This is a genomic window from Vagococcus sp. AM17-17 (assembly GCF_003471765.1).
GTDB lineage: Bacteria > Bacillota > Bacilli > Lactobacillales > Vagococcaceae > Vagococcus > Vagococcus teuberi.
The window spans coordinates 100,239-122,203 of the sequence record NZ_QRJY01000002.1 but is presented as its reverse complement, the minus strand read 5'-3'; the positions used below and the strand labels follow the sequence as shown (position 1 = coordinate 122,203).

At 32.9% G+C, this 21,965-nt stretch carries 22 protein-coding genes; 20 read left to right on the top strand and 2 right to left on the bottom strand.

Features of this window, described 5'->3' with window-relative positions:
* Positions 1–103: 103 nt before the first annotated feature.
* Positions 104–1,483, top strand: coding sequence for a Na+/H+ antiporter NhaC (gene nhaC, locus DW196_RS04355; RefSeq protein WP_118250368.1), 1,380 nt, complete (start codon positions 104–106; stop codon positions 1,481–1,483).
* 14 nt (positions 1,484–1,497) lie between these two features.
* Here the strand turns inward: nhaC and DW196_RS04350 are convergent, their stop codons facing one another.
* Together DW196_RS04350 and thiD are read right to left on the bottom strand one after the other, a co-directional pair.
* Complete coding sequence (locus tag DW196_RS04350; protein WP_118250367.1) at positions 1,498–2,046, bottom strand: ECF transporter S component; 549 nt, start codon at positions 2,044–2,046, stop codon at positions 1,498–1,500.
* A 1-nt stretch (position 2,047) separates the two neighbouring features.
* Positions 2,048–2,875: a bifunctional hydroxymethylpyrimidine kinase/phosphomethylpyrimidine kinase gene (gene thiD / locus DW196_RS04345; protein ID WP_118250366.1), complete on the bottom strand. Its 828-nt coding sequence runs from the start codon at positions 2,873–2,875 to the stop codon at positions 2,048–2,050.
* A 121-nt stretch (positions 2,876–2,996) separates the two neighbouring features.
* On the opposite strand from thiD, the gene DW196_RS04340 reads away from it, so the two are divergent.
* From DW196_RS04340 to DW196_RS04250, 19 genes are all read left to right on the top strand, one after another.
* Positions 2,997–4,436, top strand: coding sequence for a PLP-dependent aminotransferase family protein (locus DW196_RS04340; RefSeq protein WP_118250365.1), 1,440 nt, complete (start codon positions 2,997–2,999; stop codon positions 4,434–4,436).
* A gap of 237 nt (positions 4,437–4,673) precedes the next feature.
* Positions 4,674–6,347 (top strand): ribonuclease J, encoded by a 1,674-nt coding sequence (locus DW196_RS04335; RefSeq protein ID WP_118250364.1) that lies wholly within the window; start codon positions 4,674–4,676, stop codon positions 6,345–6,347.
* Positions 6,348–6,745: 398 nt separating this feature from the next.
* The gene (locus DW196_RS04330; protein WP_071457476.1) at positions 6,746–7,264 is read left to right on the top strand and encodes an AmiS/UreI family transporter; all 519 of its coding nucleotides are present in this window, start codon (positions 6,746–6,748) and stop codon (positions 7,262–7,264) included.
* An 18-nt stretch (positions 7,265–7,282) separates the two neighbouring features.
* Positions 7,283–7,585, top strand: a complete 303-nt coding sequence (locus DW196_RS04325) for an urease subunit gamma (RefSeq protein ID WP_071457475.1) — start codon at positions 7,283–7,285, stop codon at positions 7,583–7,585.
* A gap of 22 nt (positions 7,586–7,607) precedes the next feature.
* Positions 7,608–7,934 carry an urease subunit beta gene (locus DW196_RS04320; protein WP_071457474.1) on the top strand — a complete coding sequence of 109 codons (327 nt, stop codon included), beginning with the start codon at positions 7,608–7,610 and terminating at the stop codon, positions 7,932–7,934.
* 22 nt (positions 7,935–7,956) lie between these two features.
* Positions 7,957–9,678, top strand: coding sequence for an urease subunit alpha (ureC, locus tag DW196_RS04315; RefSeq protein WP_118250363.1), 1,722 nt, complete (start codon positions 7,957–7,959; stop codon positions 9,676–9,678).
* A gap of 109 nt (positions 9,679–9,787) precedes the next feature.
* Entirely contained in the window at positions 9,788–10,243 is a 456-nt protein-coding gene (locus DW196_RS04310) for an urease accessory protein UreE (RefSeq protein WP_071457472.1), read from the top strand.
* Complete coding sequence (locus tag DW196_RS04305) at positions 10,233–10,937, top strand: urease accessory protein UreF (RefSeq protein WP_071457471.1); 705 nt, start codon at positions 10,233–10,235, stop codon at positions 10,935–10,937. Before DW196_RS04310 ends, DW196_RS04305 begins: the two co-directional genes overlap by 11 nt.
* A gap of 9 nt (positions 10,938–10,946) precedes the next feature.
* On the top strand, positions 10,947–11,561 hold the full coding sequence (gene ureG, locus DW196_RS04300) for an urease accessory protein UreG (protein WP_187363576.1): 615 nt from the start codon (positions 10,947–10,949) through the stop codon (positions 11,559–11,561).
* Between the two features lies 1 nt (position 11,562).
* On the top strand, positions 11,563–12,408 hold the full coding sequence (locus tag DW196_RS04295; protein WP_118250362.1) for an urease accessory protein UreD: 846 nt from the start codon (positions 11,563–11,565) through the stop codon (positions 12,406–12,408).
* A 22-nt stretch (positions 12,409–12,430) separates the two neighbouring features.
* A complete protein-coding gene (locus tag DW196_RS04290; RefSeq protein ID WP_158563517.1) occupies positions 12,431–13,195 on the top strand; it encodes a class I SAM-dependent methyltransferase in 765 nt (254 codons plus the stop codon).
* Positions 13,196–13,313: 118 nt separating this feature from the next.
* A complete protein-coding gene (nikA, locus tag DW196_RS04285) occupies positions 13,314–14,900 on the top strand; it encodes a nickel ABC transporter substrate-binding protein (RefSeq protein WP_199566559.1) in 1,587 nt (528 codons plus the stop codon).
* A gap of 22 nt (positions 14,901–14,922) precedes the next feature.
* Positions 14,923–15,858, top strand: coding sequence for an ABC transporter permease (locus DW196_RS04280; protein WP_071457875.1), 936 nt, complete (start codon positions 14,923–14,925; stop codon positions 15,856–15,858).
* Positions 15,855–16,676 carry an ABC transporter permease gene (locus tag DW196_RS04275; protein ID WP_071457467.1) on the top strand — a complete coding sequence of 274 codons (822 nt, stop codon included), beginning with the start codon at positions 15,855–15,857 and terminating at the stop codon, positions 16,674–16,676. The genes DW196_RS04280 and DW196_RS04275 overlap by 4 nt, the downstream gene beginning before the upstream one ends.
* A 13-nt stretch (positions 16,677–16,689) precedes the next feature.
* On the top strand, positions 16,690–17,496 hold the full coding sequence (locus DW196_RS04270) for a dipeptide/oligopeptide/nickel ABC transporter ATP-binding protein (RefSeq protein ID WP_158563516.1): 807 nt from the start codon (positions 16,690–16,692) through the stop codon (positions 17,494–17,496).
* Positions 17,489–18,223, top strand: coding sequence for an ABC transporter ATP-binding protein (locus DW196_RS04265; protein WP_071457465.1), 735 nt, complete (start codon positions 17,489–17,491; stop codon positions 18,221–18,223). The genes DW196_RS04270 and DW196_RS04265 overlap by 8 nt, the downstream gene beginning before the upstream one ends.
* 42 nt (positions 18,224–18,265) lie before the next feature.
* On the top strand, positions 18,266–19,480 hold the full coding sequence (locus DW196_RS04260) for an ammonium transporter (protein ID WP_071457464.1): 1,215 nt from the start codon (positions 18,266–18,268) through the stop codon (positions 19,478–19,480).
* A gap of 199 nt (positions 19,481–19,679) precedes the next feature.
* Positions 19,680–20,996 carry a DRTGG domain-containing protein gene (locus DW196_RS04255; protein ID WP_118250571.1) on the top strand — a complete coding sequence of 439 codons (1,317 nt, stop codon included), beginning with the start codon at positions 19,680–19,682 and terminating at the stop codon, positions 20,994–20,996.
* 10 nt (positions 20,997–21,006) lie between these two features.
* Positions 21,007–21,960 carry a bifunctional oligoribonuclease/PAP phosphatase NrnA gene (locus tag DW196_RS04250; RefSeq protein WP_118250359.1) on the top strand — a complete coding sequence of 318 codons (954 nt, stop codon included), beginning with the start codon at positions 21,007–21,009 and terminating at the stop codon, positions 21,958–21,960.
* Positions 21,961–21,965: the final 5 nt, after the last annotated feature.

Here is a 21,965-nt window from a genome sequence, read left to right as displayed (position 1 = left end):
TTTTTAGTGTATAAAGGAGAATGAAGATGAGCTGTGGTGGAATGATACGATATCGTTTTATTTAATAAACTAACTAATTTATTAAATGAAAAGAGGAAAAATCATGAAGAAAAAGATTGGCTTGTTAGAAGCAAGTGTTGTGTTATTAATTATTTTATGTTGTATTTCATTAGGCGTTATTGTGTTTAAATTGTCACCTAATGTGGTGATATTATTTGCGGTTGCGTTGACAATTGGCTACATGGTAATGAGAAAAATGCCATTAGAGTGGGTCAACGAAGGTATTGTAAGCGGCTTAAAACCGGGGATTATTCCAATTTTTATCTTTTTACTTGTTGGAGCACTTATAGCCGTCTGGATACAAGCTGGTATTATCCCAACCATTATGGTAATCGGATTTAAATTATTAAGTGTGAAGTGGTTTATTCCATCTATTTTTCTTGTTTGTGCTATTGTCGGGAGTGCCGTTGGGAGTGCCTTTACCGTCATGTCGACTATCGGTATTGCTTTTTTTGGAATTGGTGTGACACTGGGGTTAAACCCTCCTTTAATTATTGGAGCAATAGCTTCAGGAGCGATTTTTGGTGATAAGATGTCGCCACTGTCTGAATCAACTAATTTAGCTTCAGCTGTGGTAGAAGCAGATATATTTGACCATATAAAAAATATGATGTGGTCAACAATTCCAGCATTTTTAGTATCATTGATATTATTTACGGTTATTGGAAAATCTGATGCGACAGCTGAATTGACAAATGTTAAAGAAGTGACGCAAGTCTTGGAAACCAATTTTCATATATCTTTGTGGTCGCTCATTCCAATTTTACTGATGCTAGTCTGTGCGTGGAAAAAACTTCCAGCGATCATGACGATTTTATTAAATGTAGTAGTAGCTGTTGTGATGATTATTATCCAACAAGGTTCAGTTGATTTGGCTAATTTATCCAGTGTTATTGAAAATGGGTTTGTTTCTAAAACAGGGAATGAACAAGTGGACATGTTACTAACGCGTGGTGGGATTAACAGCATGACGTTTACAGTGTTATTGATTATTTTAACCTTATCACTTGGTGGTATTTTGATGCGAATTGGGTTAGTGACAACAGTGATTGAAGCTGTAGCGAAAACACTTCATTCACCAAAACAATTAATTATTGTTAGTTTGTTATCTAGTATCGGGGTAAATATTTTTATCGGGGAGCAATTGTTATCAGTAATTTTACCAGGAAATGCTTTTAAAGATGTTTATAAAAAAATGGATTTAGATCCAGTTGTGTTGAGTCGAACGCTCGAAGATGGAGGAACGGTAATCGATTACTTAATTCCTTGGGGGATTGCCGGAAGTTTTGTTGCTAATACATTTGGCGTACCAACGATGAGTTATATGCCGTTTGTTTTCTTTAGTTTATTGTCACCAGTATTCTCTATAGTAAGTGCCCTAACAGGAATTGGAGTAAGATACACAAAAAAAGTTGCCGATTAGGGCAACTTTTTTATTTAGTACAACATTTTACTTGTAAGAGCTTTTACCGGTTTATAAAGTAATGACACAATGATAATGGCGGCAATAGCGTTAATAACGGTAATATAAAGTGTTGAAAAACTAGCAAATGCAGACACGCTAAACGCATTTCCCATCATGAGTTGAATGACTAAATTTTTTAGAAAAGTCATGATGATTTTAGCGATGGCTGCAAAAAACATAATCGTTGGAATAAACCAAACTTTGTCGTTATATTTTTGAAGTCGTGAATAAGCCAAACTAAGAGCAGCACCAACGACAAAACTTTCTAACACGAAATAAGGTGCTTCAGCGGCAAATCCATTTAAAATATCAAAAATAGCAAAACCAATTCCACCGGCCAAAGATCCTTTAAAAAAGCCTAGCGTTAACACTGCTAACGATAAAATCGGTAAGCCAAAGTGAAAAAATGGATTTCCTACAAGGGCTGGTAGTGGGACACGAATACTTGTCCCAACAACCGTTAAAGCCGCGAATAATCCCATTAATGTGGTTTCTTTTATACTCCATCTTGTACTAGTCATACTAATCATCTCCTAAAGTCATTCTATTTGTTGCCTCTAAAAAGGCACCATGCCAAACATATCCTGTAAAGTCATTTAAATATAGTCCATGTTTTATTGCACTTGTTACATATTTTTTAGCTAACCTAAAACTTGATTCAAGGGTTAATCCTTTTGCAAGTCCTGCAGTAATAGCCGCTGCAAAGGAGCATCCAGCTCCGTGGTTTGTAACAGTATCTAACTTGTCTTCGTGGATAAACAAAAGCTGTTCACCATCATAAAATAAATCCGTTGCAACGTCTCCTTTAAAACGAGCGCCCCCTTTGATGATGACAGATTTTGGCCCAAGGTCGAAAATCTTTTTGGCAGCTTTCGTCATGTCTTCTTCTGTTTCAATTGTCGGCATATCAGACAATATACAGGCTTCGACAAGATTTGGTGTCACAATATCTGCTAAAGGCATCAATTTTTTTATCATGCCATTGACCAATTCAGGTTGTAACACATCTTTATTTGTTTTAACAGCCATCACAGGATCTAAAACGATATTTTTTTGATTTACTTTGACTAAATAATGTTCGAGTAAATCAATGACTGGTAAACTACCTAATAGCCCGATTTTTAATGCGTCAAGCGCGCCCCCAGAAAAGGCAGTATCGAGTTCTTTTTCCACAATATCAATCGGGATTGGGTAAATGGATGGTTTTTTTGTTTTGGGATCAACGGTTAAAATACTGGTGATACTGCTTATCCCAAATGTCCCGTATTCTTCAAATGTTTTTAAATCTGCTTGAATTCCTGCTCCGCCTCCTGCATCAGAGCCAGCAACGGTTAATATTTTTTTTACCATAGTGAACACTCCTTGTTGATGTTGTAGTAAAGTGTACCATGTTGATTTTAAAAACCTAGAGCCAATTAAAAAAAATTGGACCCATCCAATTTATGATATACTGATACAAAGAGGTGAGATAATGAATATTATATTAGAAAGAGAAACCAATACGCCATTGTATCGACAAATTATGAATCAATTGATTTATCAAATTGATGAAGGTATTCTGTACGAAAATTTTAGACTACCATCAGAAAGAGAGTTAGCTAATCAACTAGGTGTCAATCGCAGTACCGTTGTAAGAGCTTATGATGAGTTAAATGCTGAAGGGTTTGTCGAAAAACGAGCGAGCAGTGGAACGTATGTTATTGGCCAGTCCGAAGCACAGACGGTTAATCATTTGAGAGAGCGAATTCAGTTTAATTATCAAAAATACCAACAAAATGATTACATGACAAAAGTCGAAGAGATGATAAAAATGGACGCGTCAAGTGTATTAGATGCTTATAGTGGTGAGTTACCTTATAATTTAATTCCTAATATCAGTTTGCCTAATGTAAATTGGCAATCATTTTTATCTGTAGAAGTATCTAGACTTGGATATAAGCCACTTCGAAAAAATATTGCGACATTGGTAGGCAAAATGTATTCGTATGAACCAAAAATCGAAGAAATCATGTTAACAGCTGGTGGACAACAAAGTTTAGTATTACTAATCCAATCTTTACTAAAACCGGGAGACACTGTGGCATTGGAAGATCCGTCTTTTTTTAATGGCATTTCTGTTTTAAATGCCATGTCGATTAAAGTAGTTAGGATACCAATTGATAAAGATGGTTTGTGTTTGAATGAGTTAGAGGATGCAATAAAAAAAGAGAGTATCCAACTTATCTTAACTAATCCGAACTTTCAAAATCCAACAGGTACCACGATGAGTTTGACTAGACGAAAAAAATTAATAGCATTGTGTGAGCTATATCGCATTCCGATTATTGAAGATGATGTGTTTGGCCAGTTAGCTTATGAAGCTCCTAGTAGAATACCGTTACTTAAAGAATTATCTCCTCAATTAGTTATCTACATTGGGTCGTTGTCGAAAATACTAGGTAGTAGAATGCAATTAGGATGGATTGAAGCACCTGTTTATGTGCTGGATGAAGTTGCAAAGCTAAGAGATGAATATGAAACCCAGTTAAATATTTTTCCTCAGGTCATGGCATCATATGCCGTCTCAGACCCAGAGTTTTCTGAAAAATTGATGGTATTACGTCAGACTCTAGAAGAGAGAATGAGGTATTTTATTGAGGCCATCAAAAAAGAATTAAGTTCTAGTCTTGATTATACGATGCCAAAAGGTGGCTATTATATATGGTTGACCTATACTAAGCGCACGCTGATAAAAGAGGATTGGCGTTTGTTAATTAAAGACTCTATTGCTGTATTGCCAGGATTTGTGATGAGTAAAGAAATGCAAAGCTGCCGAGTGAATGTCTCACGACTAACGACAAAACAAATTGATTTATTTATCATAAAATTTAAAGACATCATCACGCAATGGAATAAACACATTGAAGAGTAATTAGTATTTTCATAATAGATGAGTGAGAAAGTATATCTTACAGAAATTTTTTGTTTTTTATGATAAAATGGTATCAACTTAAGACGTGTAAAATTTATCAAGTCGAAATAATTCGTTTGAGTGACAGGTAAGCAATTATTTTATGGCAAGTTATTGATAAATATAGATCGTGAACAAGAAAAATAATGAAAGAGCTATATATAAAGAATTATATAGCATAATTGAGGTGGAGAATTAGTGAGTGAAGTAAAAATAATTCCTCTAGGAGGAGTTAGAGAAAACGGGAAAAGTATCTATATAGCAGAAATTGAGGAAGAAATTTTTGTAATGGATTGTGGGTTGAAATACCCAGAAAATGAACAATTAGGAATTGATATGGTAATCCCTGATTTTTCTTATTTAGTTGAACGTCAAGATAAGATTGCTGGAGTATTTCTAAGTCACGGACATGCAGACGCTATTGGGGCCCTACCTTATCTATTAGAAAAAGTTTCAGTACCAGTATTTGGGTCTGAATTAACAATTGAACTAGCTAAAATTAATGTGAAAAATTACCCTAACACAAAAGATTTTGATGATTTCCACGTGATTGATGAAAACACAATCATTGAATTCAGCAAATCAGAAGTGAGCTTCTTTAGAACAACTCATACTGTTCCAGACTCTATGGGAATTGTGTTAAAAACTGGAGAAGGGCAAATCGTTTATACAGGGGATTTCAAGTTTGATCAAAGTGCAAGTCCAATGTACCAAACAGATTTTGCTAGATTAGCAGAGATTGGTAAAAAAGGTGTATTAGCTTTACTAAGTGACTCAACTAACGCCGAGAGTAATATATTATCTGCTTCTGAAAATGAAGTGGCTGATGAGGTAGTCGATACATTTAGATATTGGGAAGGTCGCATTATTGTGGCTAGTGTGGCAAGTAATTTGCAACGCATCCAACAAGTATTTGACGCAGCTTATTTGAGTGAGCGATTTGTTGTTCTAACTGGAAAAGATGTTGAGCAAATTGTTCGTACAGCGATTCGTCTAGGAAAACTAACATTACCAAATGATGAGTTGATAATAACAGAAAAACAAATGAAACATAAAGAACCACATGAATTAGTTATTTTAGAAACTGGTCGTATGGGTGAGCCATTAAACACATTGCAAAAAATGGCGAGTGGACGTCACCGTTTTATCCGTATAACAGAAGGCGACCTAATCTACATCACCACAACACCATCAACTGCTGTTGAAACAATGGTAGCCAAAACAGAAGACATGGTTTATCGCGCAGGTGGAACAGTCCAAACTATTTCAGATACAGTGAAAGTTTCAGGACATGCTAACCAAAATGATTTAAAATTGATGTTAAACCTAATGAAACCAACCTTCTTTATCCCTATTCAAGGGGAATACAGAGTGTTAGCTAAACATGCTGAATTGGCAAATCAAGTAGGTATTCCATTTAAAAACATCTTTATCTTAGGTAAAGGAGATATTTTAGAATTTGAAACAGGTCGATTGAGAATGACAGGCTCTATTGAAGTCGAAAATATCTTGATAGATGGACTCGGTGTAGGAGACATTGGAAATATTGTCTTAAGAGATAGAAAAATTTTATCTGAAGATGGTATTATTATCGCAGCCATTACGATTAGTCGTCGCGAGAAAAAAATTATTTCTCCAGCTAGAATCACGTCACGTGGGTTTGTTTACATGAAATCAAGTAATAATTTGATGAAAGAAAGTGGCGATATTGTAGAGACAGTCGTCCTTGAAAATCTTGAAAAGCAAGATTTTGACTGGGGTGTGTTGAAGCAAGAGATAAGAGACCAGTTAAGTCGCTATCTCTACGAACAAACGAAACGTCGACCAGTTATTTTACCAGTGATTATGGAGTCTAGTCAGAAAAGAAAATAAAATAAATAATAGTGAAAAACACAGGAAAGCAAATGTCGCTTTCCTGTGTTTTTTTGTATCTTTATTCATAAATCCAATCATCATATGGGGAAAAAAGTATCTTTTTTTGAAAAAACATTCTCAAAAAATTCAAAATATATTTTTAAAAATTGCTAATAAGTCATACAAAAAAACATAAAAATTAAAATAATGTCCGATTTTAGTCTATATAATCAACAAATATAAGAAATCGAAAATTAGTAAGACGTTTTAATATAACTTTTTTTATATTTATAAAATAACAAAAAAACAAAAGAATACTCCAAAAAAAGTTAATTTTAAATTTTAATCTATTATAAGTTGCTAAAAGTTTTTTAAATGATTAGCACATCATATTTAGAAAAGAGGTGAGAAAACTAATGCTTGGTGTGATTTTACTTTATGTAGGTATGGTTCTAATAAGTAATGGGTTGTACCGACTACAAGGAATAAAAGATAAATCTATTGTAGTAATGAATCTTTTTACAGGTGGGCTCAGTTTAATATTAAACATTGTTGCCCTATCCTATGGAATTATTGCTAATAAAGATGCTTCATGGTTTTACGCAAGTGCTACAGGATTGTTATTTGCATTTACCTATCTGTATACAGCAATCAATTCAATCTTTAATTTAGACCAAAGATTATATGGCTGGTTTAGTTTATTTGTCGCTATTAACTCAATACCAGCTGGAATACTATGTTTTTCAGGGTATGGTGGAAATTCTTTATATGGAATTATCTGGTTCCTATGGGGGATTTTATGGTTGACAGGTTTTATCGAAAACACATTAGGGAAAGATCTTGGTAAATTCGTTGGCTATTTAGCCGTTGGCGAAGGCATAGTAACAGCTTGGATACCAGGATTTTTAATGTTATTAAGTATGTGGCCAAAATAGTATGAAAGGGGAATGAACATGCAATTAACAACAAGAGAACAAGAAAAAATGATGATCAGTTTAGCAGCTATGATAGCAAATAGACGGAGAGAAAAGAAAATTAAATTAAATCATCCAGAAAGTATCGCATTAATTACTGATTTAGTTCTAGAAGGAGCTAGAGAGGGAAAATCAGTTTCTGAGCTGATGAATGATGGGAGAACTCTTTTAACAAAAGATGATGTGATGGAAGGTGTTTCAGAAATGATCCCTATGATTCAAGTTGAAGCAACTTTTCCAGATGGAACTAAGTTAGTAACGATTCACGATCCAATTCAATAAAAATTATAAGGGGGAATACATTATGATACCAGGAGAATATAAATTAGCAAAAGATCCAGTTCTTTGTAATGAAGGCTATGAAGCAATAACTATCGAAGTTAAAAATATTGGAGATAGAGCTGTTCAAGTAGGTTCTCATTTTCATTTTTTTGAAGCGAATGAAGAAGGATTAAAATTTGACCGAGATAAAGCTAGAGGAAAACGATTAGATATACCAGCAGGAACTGCTGTCCGTTTTGAACCAGGTGAAGTGAGAAAAGTGAATTTAATTGATCTAGGTGGAAAACGTCGTATCTTTGGTTTCAACGATAAAGTAAATGGCTATTTAGATGATGATCGAAATAAATAGAAGATAGAAAAGAGGGAAAAATATGAGTTTTGAATTAGATAGAAAAAAATATTCACAAATGTTTGGCCCTGTGATAGGAGATAGCATTCGTTTAGGAGATACTGATTTATTTGCAGCTATCGAAAAAGATTATACAGTTCATGGTCAAGAGAGTAAATTTGGTGGAGGAAAAGTATTACGTGATGGAATGGGCGTTAGTGCGACAGAAACACGCCGTTCAAATCCTCTAGTAGTGGATACTATTATTACTAATGCGACAATTATAGACTACACAGGAATTATCAAAGCAGATATTGGTATTCGTGATGGAAAAATTATCGCAATTGGTAAAGGTGGAAATCCAGACAACATGGATAACATTGACTTTGTTGTTGGTGCAAGTACTGAAGCAATATCTGCAGAAGGTTTAATTGTTACTGCAGGAGGTTTAGATATCCATGTGCATTTTATTTCACCAGGATTAGCTCATGCAGCGTTGGATAATGGTATCACAACACTATTTGGTGGAGGGACAGGTCCAGCTGATGGAACGAATTCAGCGACAACCTCTCCAGGTAAATGGCATATCGAAAAAATGTTACAATCAGCTGAAAATTTACCAATTAACGTTGGTGTTATGGCAAAAGGATCTGGTGCTACGCCAGAAACTATCGCTGAGCAAATTGAAGCAGGCGCTATGGCAATTAAGACCCATGAAGATTGGGGTGCAACTAGTGCAGGTATTGATAATTCATTAAAAGCTGCTGATGAATATGATGTACAATTTGCTGTGCATACTGACTCATTAAATGAAGGTGGATTTGTAGGGAATACACTTGATGCGTTTGCAGGAAGAACAGTTCATACGTTCCATACTGAAGGTGCTGGTGGAGGTCATGCTCCAGATATTATGGTTGTAGCAGGGCATGATAATGTGTTACCTTCTTCAACTAATCCAACAAATCCATACACAGTAAATGAGATTAGTGAGTTATTTGATATGGTTATGGTTTGTCATAATTTAGATCCAAAATTACCTGAGGACGTATCGTTCGCTGAATCACGTGTACGTAAACAAACTATTGCAGCCGAAGATGTATTACATGATATGGGAGCTTTAAGTATCATGACATCAGACGCGATGGCAATGGGACGTGTTGGTGAAGTTGCAATGCGTTGTTGGCAATTAGCAGATAAAATGAAAAAACAACGTGGACCGTTAGAAGGTGATAGCGAGTTTAATGATAATAATCGTATAAAACGCTATATTGCAAAATATACAATCAACCCAGCTATTACTAATGGTGTATCAGACTATATTGGATCAGTTGAAGTCGGTAAATTTGCTGATTTAGTTATCTGGGAACCAGCTAAATTTGGGGCAAAACCAAAAATGGTATTGAAAATGGGGATGATTACTTACGGTGTTATGGGAGATGCAAGTTCTAGTTTACCGACACCTCAACCTAGACTTATGAGAGATCTTTTTGGTGCTTATGGAAAAGCGGTTGAAACAACTAATATTACGTTTGTTTCAACTTATGCCTATGAACATGGTATTAAAGATCAAATTAACTTAGGAAAAGTAGTTCTTCCAGTACATAATACAAGAAACTTAACGAAACGAGATATGAAATTAAATAATTATAGCCCAAAAACTATCTCAGTAGATCCACAAACATTCGATGTAAAAATCGATGATGAATTGATTACATGTGAACCAATTGATCAAGTAGCATTAAGTCAAAGATACTATTTATTCTAAAATGAAATAGTTGAATGTAGTTTTAGATGATAAATGTGAATAGGAATAATAGTAATTAGGATGATTCACATTATCATCTATTCTTTTAAAGAAATGGAGTAAAAAAAGTATGATTTTTAATAAAATAGATACAACAATAGATGAAGTAAATGATATAGAAACATTTCATGTCGAAACGGTATCTTTAACTCATGATGAATTGAATAAGAAAATACTACGTGTGACGTCTGATCATGGCAATGATTATGGGATTAACTTATCAGAAGATAGTGAAAAATTAAGTAATGGAGCAATATTTTTTATCGATGATCATAATGTATTACTCGTTACAGTCCGTTCAGAAAAAATGATTATAGTCAGTCCTTCAACAATTGATGAAATGGGAGAGGTTGCTCATATGTTAGGAAATACTCATAAACCTGTTGTCGTAGAAGATGGACAAATAGTTTTAGAGTTTGATCCGACAGTTGTCGAATTACTTGATGCCAAATCTGTTGATTATCGCATTGATGTGATTCAATTAAAAAAACCATTAAAACACGTGGACTTGTCTCATGTACATTAACAATAAATCATTTAAAAATTATTTAGACGTTGTACAGGTGTGTGATTCGACATTTCCCATAGGAACGTTTAATCATTCTTTTGGTATGGAAAATTATTTAAGAACGGACAAAGTAGATAATGCCGAAGATTTTGAATTATGGCTAGATACGTATTTGAAAACACAATTTAAGTATGGGGAAGGATTACTTATTTCGTTATGTTTTGATGCGTTAGAAAAAGATGAAATAGATAAAATATGGTTTTATGATCAATTAATTACTTGTTCCTCTCAATCAGTTGAAACAAGAAATGGGACAAAAATGATAGCCAAACAAATGATAGATTTAATCCAAATATTACATGATATTCCTTTAATTACAAAATATGCAGAATTGATTCAATCGAAAGAAGTTTATGGTAACCCTGCTATAGTATTTGCTATTTTTGCGTATATTAAAGGATTAGAGAAAAATGAATCTATTTTCTTATATGGATATAGTATTAATTCTACCATGATCCAAAATGCAGTAAGAGCTATTCCCTTAGGTCAAAAGATAGGTCAGCTAGTCTTACAACGAACCTTTACAGTACTAAAAGACATAATTGAGGAAATAAAAGATTTAGATTCAAATTATTTAGGAGCTAATGTCCCTGGAATAGAACTATCTCAAATTAAGCATGAAACACAAATATTTAGACTATTTATGTCATAGGAGGACATTATGATGAAAAGAACAGTAGTAATTGGCGTTGGAGGTCCTGTAGGATCTGGAAAAACGTTATTAATCGAAAGATTAGTTAGAAAAATGAATGAAGAATTAAATGTAGCAGTTATTACAAATGATATTTATACAAAAGAAGATGCCAAGTTTTTAGTGAACAATTCTGTGTTAAACGAAGATCAAATTATTGGTGTGGAAACAGGAGGATGTCCTCATACAGCTATTAGGGAAGATGCTTCCATGAATTTTTCTGCTATTGAGGAGTTAAAAAATAGATTTGAAGATTTAGATATTATTTTTCTTGAGAGTGGTGGAGATAATTTAGCGGCAACTTTTAGCCCAGAGTTAGTGGATTCATCTATTTACATTATCGACGTTGCTCAAGGAGAAAAGATTCCTAGAAAAGCTGGTCAAGGTATGATTAAAAGTGATCTTTTTATTATCAATAAAGTAGATTTAGCACCTTATGTAGGGGCAGATTTAGATGTGATGAAAAAAGATACAGAAGTCTTTAGAGATGATAATACATTTTTATTTACTAACTTAAAAGATCAAGACGGTTTGGATGCTGTATATGATTGGATTAAAAAAAATGTATTGTTAGAAGGTTTGTAAAATGAAAAATAAATCAGATGGATTAATAGATTTGATTTTTTCTGAAATAAATGGAAGAACAATTGCTAAGAGGATATATCATGAAGGAAATTCTAGAGTATCCTCTAATGTCCATTTACCATATGAAAATACACCCTACTATTTTTTAATTAATACTGGTGGTGGATTTATTGAGGGTGAAACATATGAAGTCAATGTGACACTATTAAGTCATTCTCATGTAATTGTAACGTCTCAAGCACCTACTTATGTTTATAAATGCGATAACAGAATAGAAACTGGTCAGAAGGTATCTATTCATTTAGAAGAAAATAGTTTTTTAGAATATTTAACAGATGAGGTTATTCCATATAAAAACGCTGTGTATTCTCAAGAGACAATGATTCATATGACACCTACTTCAACACTGGCTTTAATTGATGGTGTGACTGCTGGATGGTCTGAAGATGAGAAGGACTTTCAATATTCTAGCGTTCAAATGAAGACAAGTATCTATATGGATAAAAAATTAATCTATAATGATCACTCATTTTTAACACCTGAAAAAGATGATATGAGACAGTTAGGTTTTTTTGAAGGCCATCAAAACTACAATAGTTTAGTCGTGATTAGTCATCTTTGTACGAATGATGTGATAGAAAAAATAAAAGAAAAGCTTTCTACGTTACAGATTGAGGTAGATTTTGGTCTATCAACATTAGAGAAACCAGGATTTATTTTAAGAACAATGAGTGATAAGGGTGAAAAAAATAGAAAAGTGTTGATGCATGCATTAAACATTTTTAGGTCATTAGTATTTGAACTGCCAGAGTTAGAATTAAATAAAAATGACCATTATTTTAAATAGATTAATAATGGAGGAAACGCATATGGTAGTGAAAGATTTTAAAAAAGAAATGATTGACTATTGGGCTGATCGCTCAATAACATATGCTGAACAACATAAAGATGAATTACTAGGGGAACAAAAAAAAATTTGGCAAGATTATATTCATCAAGAGTTGCTAACTAGTGATATCAAAGTAAAAAAAGTGCTGGATATTGGGACGGGTCCTGGTTTTTTATCAATCATTTTAGCTGATTTGGGTTATGAAGTAACTTCTATTGATATGACCGAAGAGATGTTAACAAAAGCAAAATATAATGCAGGTCATCTATCATCAATGATAGAGTGGCAATTGATGGATGCTCAAGAATTATTATTTGATGAAAATGAATATGACGCTATTGTAACTCGAAATGTTACATGGAATCTAGAAAATCCAGAAAAAGCTTACCAAGAATGGGTGAGAGTGCTAAAACCTGGAGGTATATTATTGAATTTTGATTCTAACTGGTATCACTATTTATATGATGAAAAGGTTAGACAAGAATACAATGAAGCTAGACGTCTAGTTAAAAATTACGATGTGAAAGATTTATATGAAATGACTGATATTCAACGTATGGAAGAATTAGCAAGAAAGATGCCGATGTCTAAAATAGATAGACCACAGTGGGATATTGATATACTAAAGTCTTTAAATATAAGTGATATTTCTGTTCGTCATAATTTAAATAATTATTTGTTGAATGAAGAACAACAAGTAAATTGCATGTTTTCTCCTATTTTTTTGATTAAAGCAACTAATTAATTCTTTTTATGTAAAAAGTGTTTTAAAGATAAAATAAAATATTTTAAAAGTTTATTTTATTACAAATGTGTTATATTTGTGTTGTAGATTGAATATAATACTTTGGAGGATGATTTAAGTGAATAGAAGCAGGTTTTTAGGTTTTTTTGTATTTTTAATGTCAATAGTATTATTAACCGGTTGTGGTAAAAAAGAAGCACAAACGAGCAAAACAAATTTAAATTATGGAAGTACAAAAGATGTTAGAGATATCAATCCCCATCTTTACAATGGAGAAATGGCTGCTCAAAACATGGTTTTTGAAGGACTGACTAAAAATGAAGATGGTAAAGTCATTCCAGCTTTAGCAGAAAGTTGGGACATCTCAGATGATGGTAAAGAATATACATTTCACTTACGAAAAGGTGTGACATTCTCAGATGGTGAGCCTTTTAATGCAGAGGCTGTTAAGAAAAATTTTGATGCTATATTAAGCAATCGTGAAAGACATGCATGGCTTGATATGGTTAATGAAATAGATAATACGCAAGTCATTGATAATGATACATTTAAATTAACATTAAAACATGCATATTACCCTACTTTAGTTGAATTAGGATTAACAAGACCATTCAGATTTATTTCACCTAAATGTTTTGAAAATAACGAAACAAAAAACGGTGTAACAGACTATATTGGTACTGGAGCATATGTTCTTGAGAGTCATAAAGATGGTCAAGTAGCAGTCTTTAAAAAAAATAATCATTATTGGGGACAAGAACCTCAAATTGAAGAAATAACGTGGAAAGTAATACCTGATACTCAGTCATTGTTGTTATCATTAAAAAAAGGGGATATTGACTTGATATATGGATCAGATGGTGATCAATTAAGTATGGACACGTTTACTGAAATGGAAAAAGATAAAAAATTCCAAACATTATTTAGTAAACCTGTTGCATCACGTGCAATTTTATTAAATAGTAAGAGACCTAATTTAAATGATAAAAATGTCAGAGAAGCCATTACTCAAGCTGTTAATAAACAAAATATTGTTAAAGGAATACTAAATGGTGCAGAAGACGAAGCACAAACCTTATTACCAAAAACGGCCCCCTATTCAGATGTTGATTTAAAACACTATGCTTTTGATATAGAGAATGCAAAAAAATTACTAGATAATGCTGGTTGGAAAACTAGTGACGATGGTTTTCGTTATAAAAATGGTGAAAAATTATTATTAACATTTTCATATAATTCTCAAAATGCCCAAGAAGGATTAATAGCACAATCTATTCAATCTGATTTAAAAAATGTGGGGGTAGACGTTACTATCATATCTGAAGAAAAACAAAATTTTTTAGATAGACAAAAAAGTGGCGAGTTTGATTTACAATACTCATTATCATGGGGGACACCTTATGATCCACAATCATATGTTTCTTCATGGAGAATACCAGCTCATGGAGATTACCAAGCACAATTAGGTTTAGAGAAGAAAAAATGGTTAGATAACTTAATTACTGAAGTGATGATTGAACCTAATGAAGAAAAAAGACAGGAAGACTACAAAACAATTCTTTCTTATATTAATGACGAATGTGTTTATATTCCTATTTCTTATTCAAAAACAAAAGCGATTGGTTCATCAGATTTAAAAAATATAGAATTTAATGATTCTCAATATGAAATCCCATTTGAAAAAATGTCATTTAAAAAACAATGATAAGGAAATAGAGCGTGATGTTATGATTAAACGAATATTATCTTTGATTATAAAGGTTTTTGGCATAGTGTTCTTAACGTCATTTATCCCATTTTTTTTACTGACTTATCTATCTAAAGATCCAGCTGAAACATCACTACGAGTACAGGCAATTACACCGACACAAGAAAACATTATCCAAAGACGTCATGAACTTGGATTAGACACACCTTTTTTTATAAGGTATTTGAAATGGATAGGAAATGCGATACAAGGTGATTTTGGATTGAGTTATGTTTCAGGTAAAAACATAAAAAATATGATTTTAGATGCTTTTCCTTATACTTTTATTTTGATGATTATGACAGTTGTCTTTATTCTAATTACTTGTTTTATTTTTAGTATGCTAATGGTTCATCTATATAATCATTGGTTTGAAAAAATAATGAGAGTATTGAGTTTTATATTAAGTGCTGTTCCGTCATTTTGGTTAGGTATCTTGTTGATTTCATTATTTTCGGTGAAATATAATTTGTTTCCAACAGGAGGATTTGATGGTTTTTATTCTGTTATTCTACCTGCGATTACGTTATCAATAGTGTATTCGTCATCGTATATACGCCTAATTAGAAATGAATTTATCCAAAATAGAACACAACAATATGTGAATTATTATAAAGTAAGAGGTTTTTCTCAAAAAAAAATAGGACGTCACATTTTAAAGAATTCCTTAAAATCATCATTAGTGTCAATTGGAATGAGTATCCCTAAATTAATTGCAGGAAGTATTATAGTAGAAAGTGTTTTTGCTTGGCCAGGATTAGGGTTATTGTGTATTAACGCTATACATAATAGAGATATTCCAGTTTTACAAGCATATATCGTGTTAACAGCTTTGTTTTTTGTTTTTAGTGGTATGATTGTAGAAAAATTAATGACATATATTGATCCAAGGTTATCAGAAAGAGGCAGTGTATGAGAAAATTTAAAAAAATAAAAACTGATAAACTACTTTTAGTTTTCAGTATTATTTTAATTTTATTATTACTTTGCATTGTTTTTGCTCCGTATGTTACGGTGCACGATCCAAATAGTCAAGATATTCCGAATAAACTATTGAAACCATCTTTTCAGCACATATTAGGAACAGATTTATTAGGTAGAGATATTTTTTCTAGAATTGTTTTTGGTGGAAGAACAACAATATTATTATCAATATTAATTGTTATTTCGATTATTCTAGGTGGCGTTATTTTTGGAAGTATATCTGGCATGTCAGATGGTATATTTGACCGTATGATTGTTAAAATTTGTGATTGGTTGTTGTCTCTACCAAGTGAAATGCTGTCTCTTATTATGATAGGAATATTAGGACCGAGTATGTTAACAATTATTTTGGCATTAACACTAGTTCGGTGGCCTTGGTATATAAAAATGATACGTTCTGAGATAAAAGTCATTCGGAGTAAAAATTATGTGTTATTTTCTGTCGGATCTGGAAAAAATAAGTTATGGATATACTATCATCACGTCTTACGACAATTACTAAGAAGTATTATCGTTTACGCTACTTTGGATTTAAGCACAGTAGTGATGAGTATTAGTGCATTATCTTTTTTAGGAATAGGGATACAACCCCCAACGCCAGAGTGGGGGACTATGCTAAACGATGCTAGAGAGGTTAGTGTGATAAATCCTTGGCAAATGATTCCACCAGGTATGGTACTATTTTTAGTGATCGGCATGTTAAATTACATTAGTGATTTTATTAATGAACAATTTTATCAAAAAAATTAGAAGGTATGAAAAAATGACTCACATTATGTCTATTGACCATTTGACTGTGCAATCCAATGACGAAAAAAAATTTTTAAATGATATTAGTTTTTGTATTAATAAAAATGAAGTGACTGGTATATTTGGACCAAGTGGAAGTGGAAAATCAACCTTATTGAAAACATTAGTGGGATTAAGCGAAGCTAATTTTTTGATTGATGGGCAAGTATCCTATTATTTTGATAATGAAGATGTTAAGAAGTTGAATACTATCATAGACAAGGATGGGATATCACTTATCAGCCCTAAATTATCCTATATTCCACAGAATGCTTATCAAGCGTTTGATCCCATTGAAAAGATAGGTAAACAATTTGAAGAAACCTTTCTTGAAAACCAAATAGATTCGACAGTTGGTAAAGAAAGAATAAAAGACCTATTTTTTAAAATGGATTTATCCACAGAAGCATTGACAAAATACCCATTTCAATTATCAGGTGGAATGTTACAAAGATGTATTATAGCACTTTGTCTATCTTTAAACCCTGAATGTGTTATAGCAGATGAACCAACAAGTGCTTTGGATAGTATTAATAAGAAAAAAGTAATTGATTTATTCTTAACGTATAAAAAAGAAGTAGGTAAAACATTGATTTTGTCTACTCATGATATCTCTGTTATGGATGTTCTATGTGATTATGTGGTTGTATTAGATGATGGAAAAAAAATAGAAGAAACAAAAACTTGTGATATAGATAATAATGATCAGTCGTATATAGGAAAAGTTAGAAAAATAAAAGAAAAAATAGGTAAACCCTTTTGGAGGTTAAAAAATGGGTGAGTGGTTGGTTGTAACAAACTTATCAAAGTCTTATGGGGTATCTCGCTTTTTATTTTCCAAAAAAAAGCGAGATATTATAAAAAATATTAGTTTCTCATTTAAAAAAGATAGCGTTGCTATTTTAGGAGAAAGTGGTAGTGGTAAGACAACGCTTATCAAGATGTTATCAGGAATTGAAAAACCTAGCTCAGGGGATATTAAACTAAACGTGACACAGTCTCCCAAAAAGAAGAATCCAATTAGTATGATTTTCCAAGACTATTGGTCAGCAATTAATCCTAGATTTACCGTATATGAAGCATTAAAAGAAACAATGAATGAAACTGATGAAAAAAAAATGCTTGATGAGATGACTAACATACTCAAAAAAGTTGGATTATCGGCTGACGTATTATATAAAAAAGCCACTGAAATGAGTGGGGGACAGATTCAACGCATTTGCATTGCAAGAAGCTTATTATCAAGAACTCAAGTATTAATCTTTGATGAGTCCTTTAGTTCTTTAGATTTAATAGTTGTTGATCAATTGCTTGATTTATTGATGGAACTTAGAAAGGAATACAAACTTAAATATGTATTTGTAACTCACAGTTTGGAATTAGCGACTTATTTCTGTGAGGAACTACTGGTATTGAAAGATGGAGAGGTAGAAGAATCACTATTAGTTAGTAATTTAATGCATAGTAATTCTGTTTACGTGAAAGAGTTGATTAAGGCGCAAATTTGATTTAGTTGGTATAAATCAAGTTGAAAGAGAGGAATTACTTTTATGACGCACTCAATAAATACAGGAGATACGGCATTTATCATACTATGTACAGCTCTAGTATGCTTAATGACCCCAGGGTTAGCTTTCTTTTATGGAGGATTATCTCGTAAGAATAATGTATTAATTATTATGTCACAATCTTTTGTGTCAGTTGGTATTACAACAATTATGTGGATTTTAGGTGGTTTTGGTTTAGCTTTTGGTACTGATATTGGTGGTATTATTGGAAATCCAGCTGATTTCTTTTTAATGAAAAATGTCGGTTCTTTATCAAATTTATTACATGGGGCAACCATACCATTTATTATGTTTTTTGCATTTCAGTTAATGTTTTGTATCATCACAGTTCCACTTATGACAGGAGCTTTTGCAGATAGAATGACAATGAAAGGGTATATATTATTAGTAATCGCATGGAATTTATTGATATATTTTCCTATTTGTCATTGGGTTTGGGGCGGAGGATTTTTATCTCATTATAATTTTAGAGATTTTGCTGGAGGAACGGTTATCCATACAACAGCAGGATTTGGGTCACTAGCCACCATCCTATTTTTAGGGCAAAGAAAGCTAACCAATAAACAAAAAAATCAACACAATAATTTGATGGTAGCAGCGATTGGAACGGGATTACTATGGTTCGGTTGGTTTGGATTTAATTCTGGTGGAGCATTAAGAGCGGATACGCAAGCTGTTAACGCATTTGTTTCTACTTTTATTTCTTTGGCTACAGCTTTAACAGTGTGGATTATTTTTGCTAAAGTAAAAAAAGGATATTATGACTTTGTTGATATATTAACTGGGTCAGTAGCAGGGTTAGCAACCATTACTCCTTGTGCTGGTTATGTGACACCAACAAGTGCATTTGTGATTGGGGCTATTGCTGGGATAGTTTGTAATATAGCAGTTGATTTTCGTAAGAAAAAAGGTTGGGATGATGCATTAGATGTTTGGGGAGTCCATGGTATGGGTGGGTTTACTGGTACTATTCTGATAGGAATCTTTGGTACAACAGATTCTTTAATTAGTTCAAATGGAGCACATGGTTTAGTGGTACAAGTACTAGGAGTATGTTTAGTTGCAATCTATTCATTCTTAGTAACACGACTTATTTTAATTCTTATTTCTAAAATTGCTAGAATTAAAACAACTGAGCAAGAACAAGAAGAAGGACTTGATAGTTATTTCTTCCATCAAGTAACTTATGATGAATAATAACACTACCCCACACGAAAACAACATATTGTTTTCGTGTGGTTTTTTTGAATCAGTTATTTGTTTTCTGTTATAGGATTCAAATGTATTTTTAACGTGTTTTATGATAGAATATAAACATTACAAAAGGATTTGTATTAATACAGATTTTTTAAATTAACTATAACAAGAAGAAAGCAATAAGGTGACACGTATGAGCATGACAAAACATGATCAAATATTAGCACATATTGAGTCCTTGCCTGTAGGAGATAAAATTTCTGTTCGAGGCATTGCCAAAATGTTAAGCGTTAGTGAAGGAACGGCTTATCGTGCCATTAAAGAGGCAGAAAATGTGGGATTGGTATCCACTATACAGCGAGTTGGAACGATAAGAATTGAAACGAAAACAAAAGAGAACATAAAAAATCTAACTTTCAAAGAAATTGTTAAAATTATCGATGGTGATGTATTAGCGGGGAAAAAAGGATTAAAAAAACCATTAGATAAATTTATTATTGGGGCGATGACAGAAAAAAGCATGTTACGCTATATTACGCCAGGAGCTTTAATGATTGTTGGTGATAGAGAAGGTGTTCAGCGGTTAGCATTAAATAATTGTGCAGCTGTTCTGTTAACTGGTGGATTTGAAGTCAGTCAAGATATTATAGACTTAGCAGATGAAGTTAAAATGCCTATTTTACGTACATCTCATGATACCTTTACTGTTGGAATGCTAATTAACCGTGCTATTAGTGATCAGATGATTAAAAAGGATATCGTGTTGGTAGAAGATATTCAAACGCCTGAAAGTGAAACATGCTATATGACAACGAAAGATACGGTTGAGGATTATGTTAAATTGGTTGAGAAAACTGGATACACACGTTTTCCTGTAGTAAATAAATCTAATCGCTTAGTGGGGATGGTAACAGCAAAAGACGTGTCTGATAAATCACTGACACAATCTATTGAAAAAGTTATGACGAAAGATCCACGACATGCTAAATCACATATGAGTGTAGCAAGTATCGGACATCAAATGATTTGGGATGGTTTGGAGATTATTCCTGTGGTGGAAGATGATCTAACGCTTGTCGGAATTATATCACGACAAGATGTGATGAGAACTGTTCAATTAGCACAAAAGCAACCACAGGCTGCACATAAATTGACGGATCATATTACTAACCAGATTGTGGAAAAAGAAATGCCTGAAAAAGGAGATGCTATTTTTACATTTGTTGTCACGCCACAGATGATTAATAATTTAGGAACGCTCTCTTTTGGTGTATTAAATCAAATTATTTCAAGTGTTGTTCGTTCAACGATGTTATCACGATACAATTTTCATTCGGTTATTGAGCAAAGTAGCTTATATTATTTCAAATTAATCCAAATGGACAGCGAAATAGAAATCAGAACTCAAGTGATAGAAGTTGGTAGACGTTCAGGAAAAGTTGAAGTAAGTGTATATAAAGATAATATCGTTTCTGCAAAAGCGATTGCAGTATGTCAGTTAATGGATCCAGTTTAGGAGGAAAAGTATGACTATTAGTCAAGAAATTTTAAAAGAAATAAAACATCATGATACCATCATGATCCATCGCCACCAAAGCCCAGACCCAGATGCACTAGGCTCACAAGGTGGTTTAGGAGAAATATTAAAAGAAAGTTTTCCTAAGAAATCCATTTATTTAGTTGGTGGTCCTGTGAATGATTTAGACTACCTTGTCACGATGGATGATGTGAGTGATGAGATGTATCAAGATGCTTTAGTTATTGTGACAGATACTGCGAATGCTCCACGAATAAGTGGAGAGCAGTATTACTTAGGAAAAAAATTAATTAAAATAGATCATCATCCGGATGATGAGCCTTATGGTGATTTATCATGGGTAAATACACAAGCAAGTAGTACAAGTGAATTGATTTATGATTTTTATGAAGAAAACAAAGAAAATCTTGTTATGACAGATAATGCTGCTAGATTACTTTATGCCGGTATTATTGGAGATACTGGACGATTTTTATACCCTGGAACAACGTCTCACACATTATGGGTAGCTAGTCAACTACTAACATACGACTTCGATGCGGCAAGATTAAGTCGATATATGGACGAAGTAGATGAAAAAATTTCGCGTTTGTCAGGATACATCTACGAAAATATGGTTTCGGATGAAAATGGTGCAGCGATGGTGTTGTTAACACAGGATGCATTGAAAGAGTTTGATGTAGTTGATTCGGAAACACCAGCTATTATTCCTTTACCAGGAAAGATTCGTGGGATTTTATCGTGGGCAATTTTTGTTGAGCAGCCTGAAGGATTTTTTAGAGTTCGCTTGAGAAGTAAAGGTCCTGTGATTAATGGTATTGCAAAACGACATCATGGTGGTGGTCACCCATTGGCTAGTGGAGCAAACGCTAAGGATATGGATGAAGTGGAAGAAATATTTGAAGAAATCAAAACAATTGTTAGTGAATATAAAATATCATAAGTAAA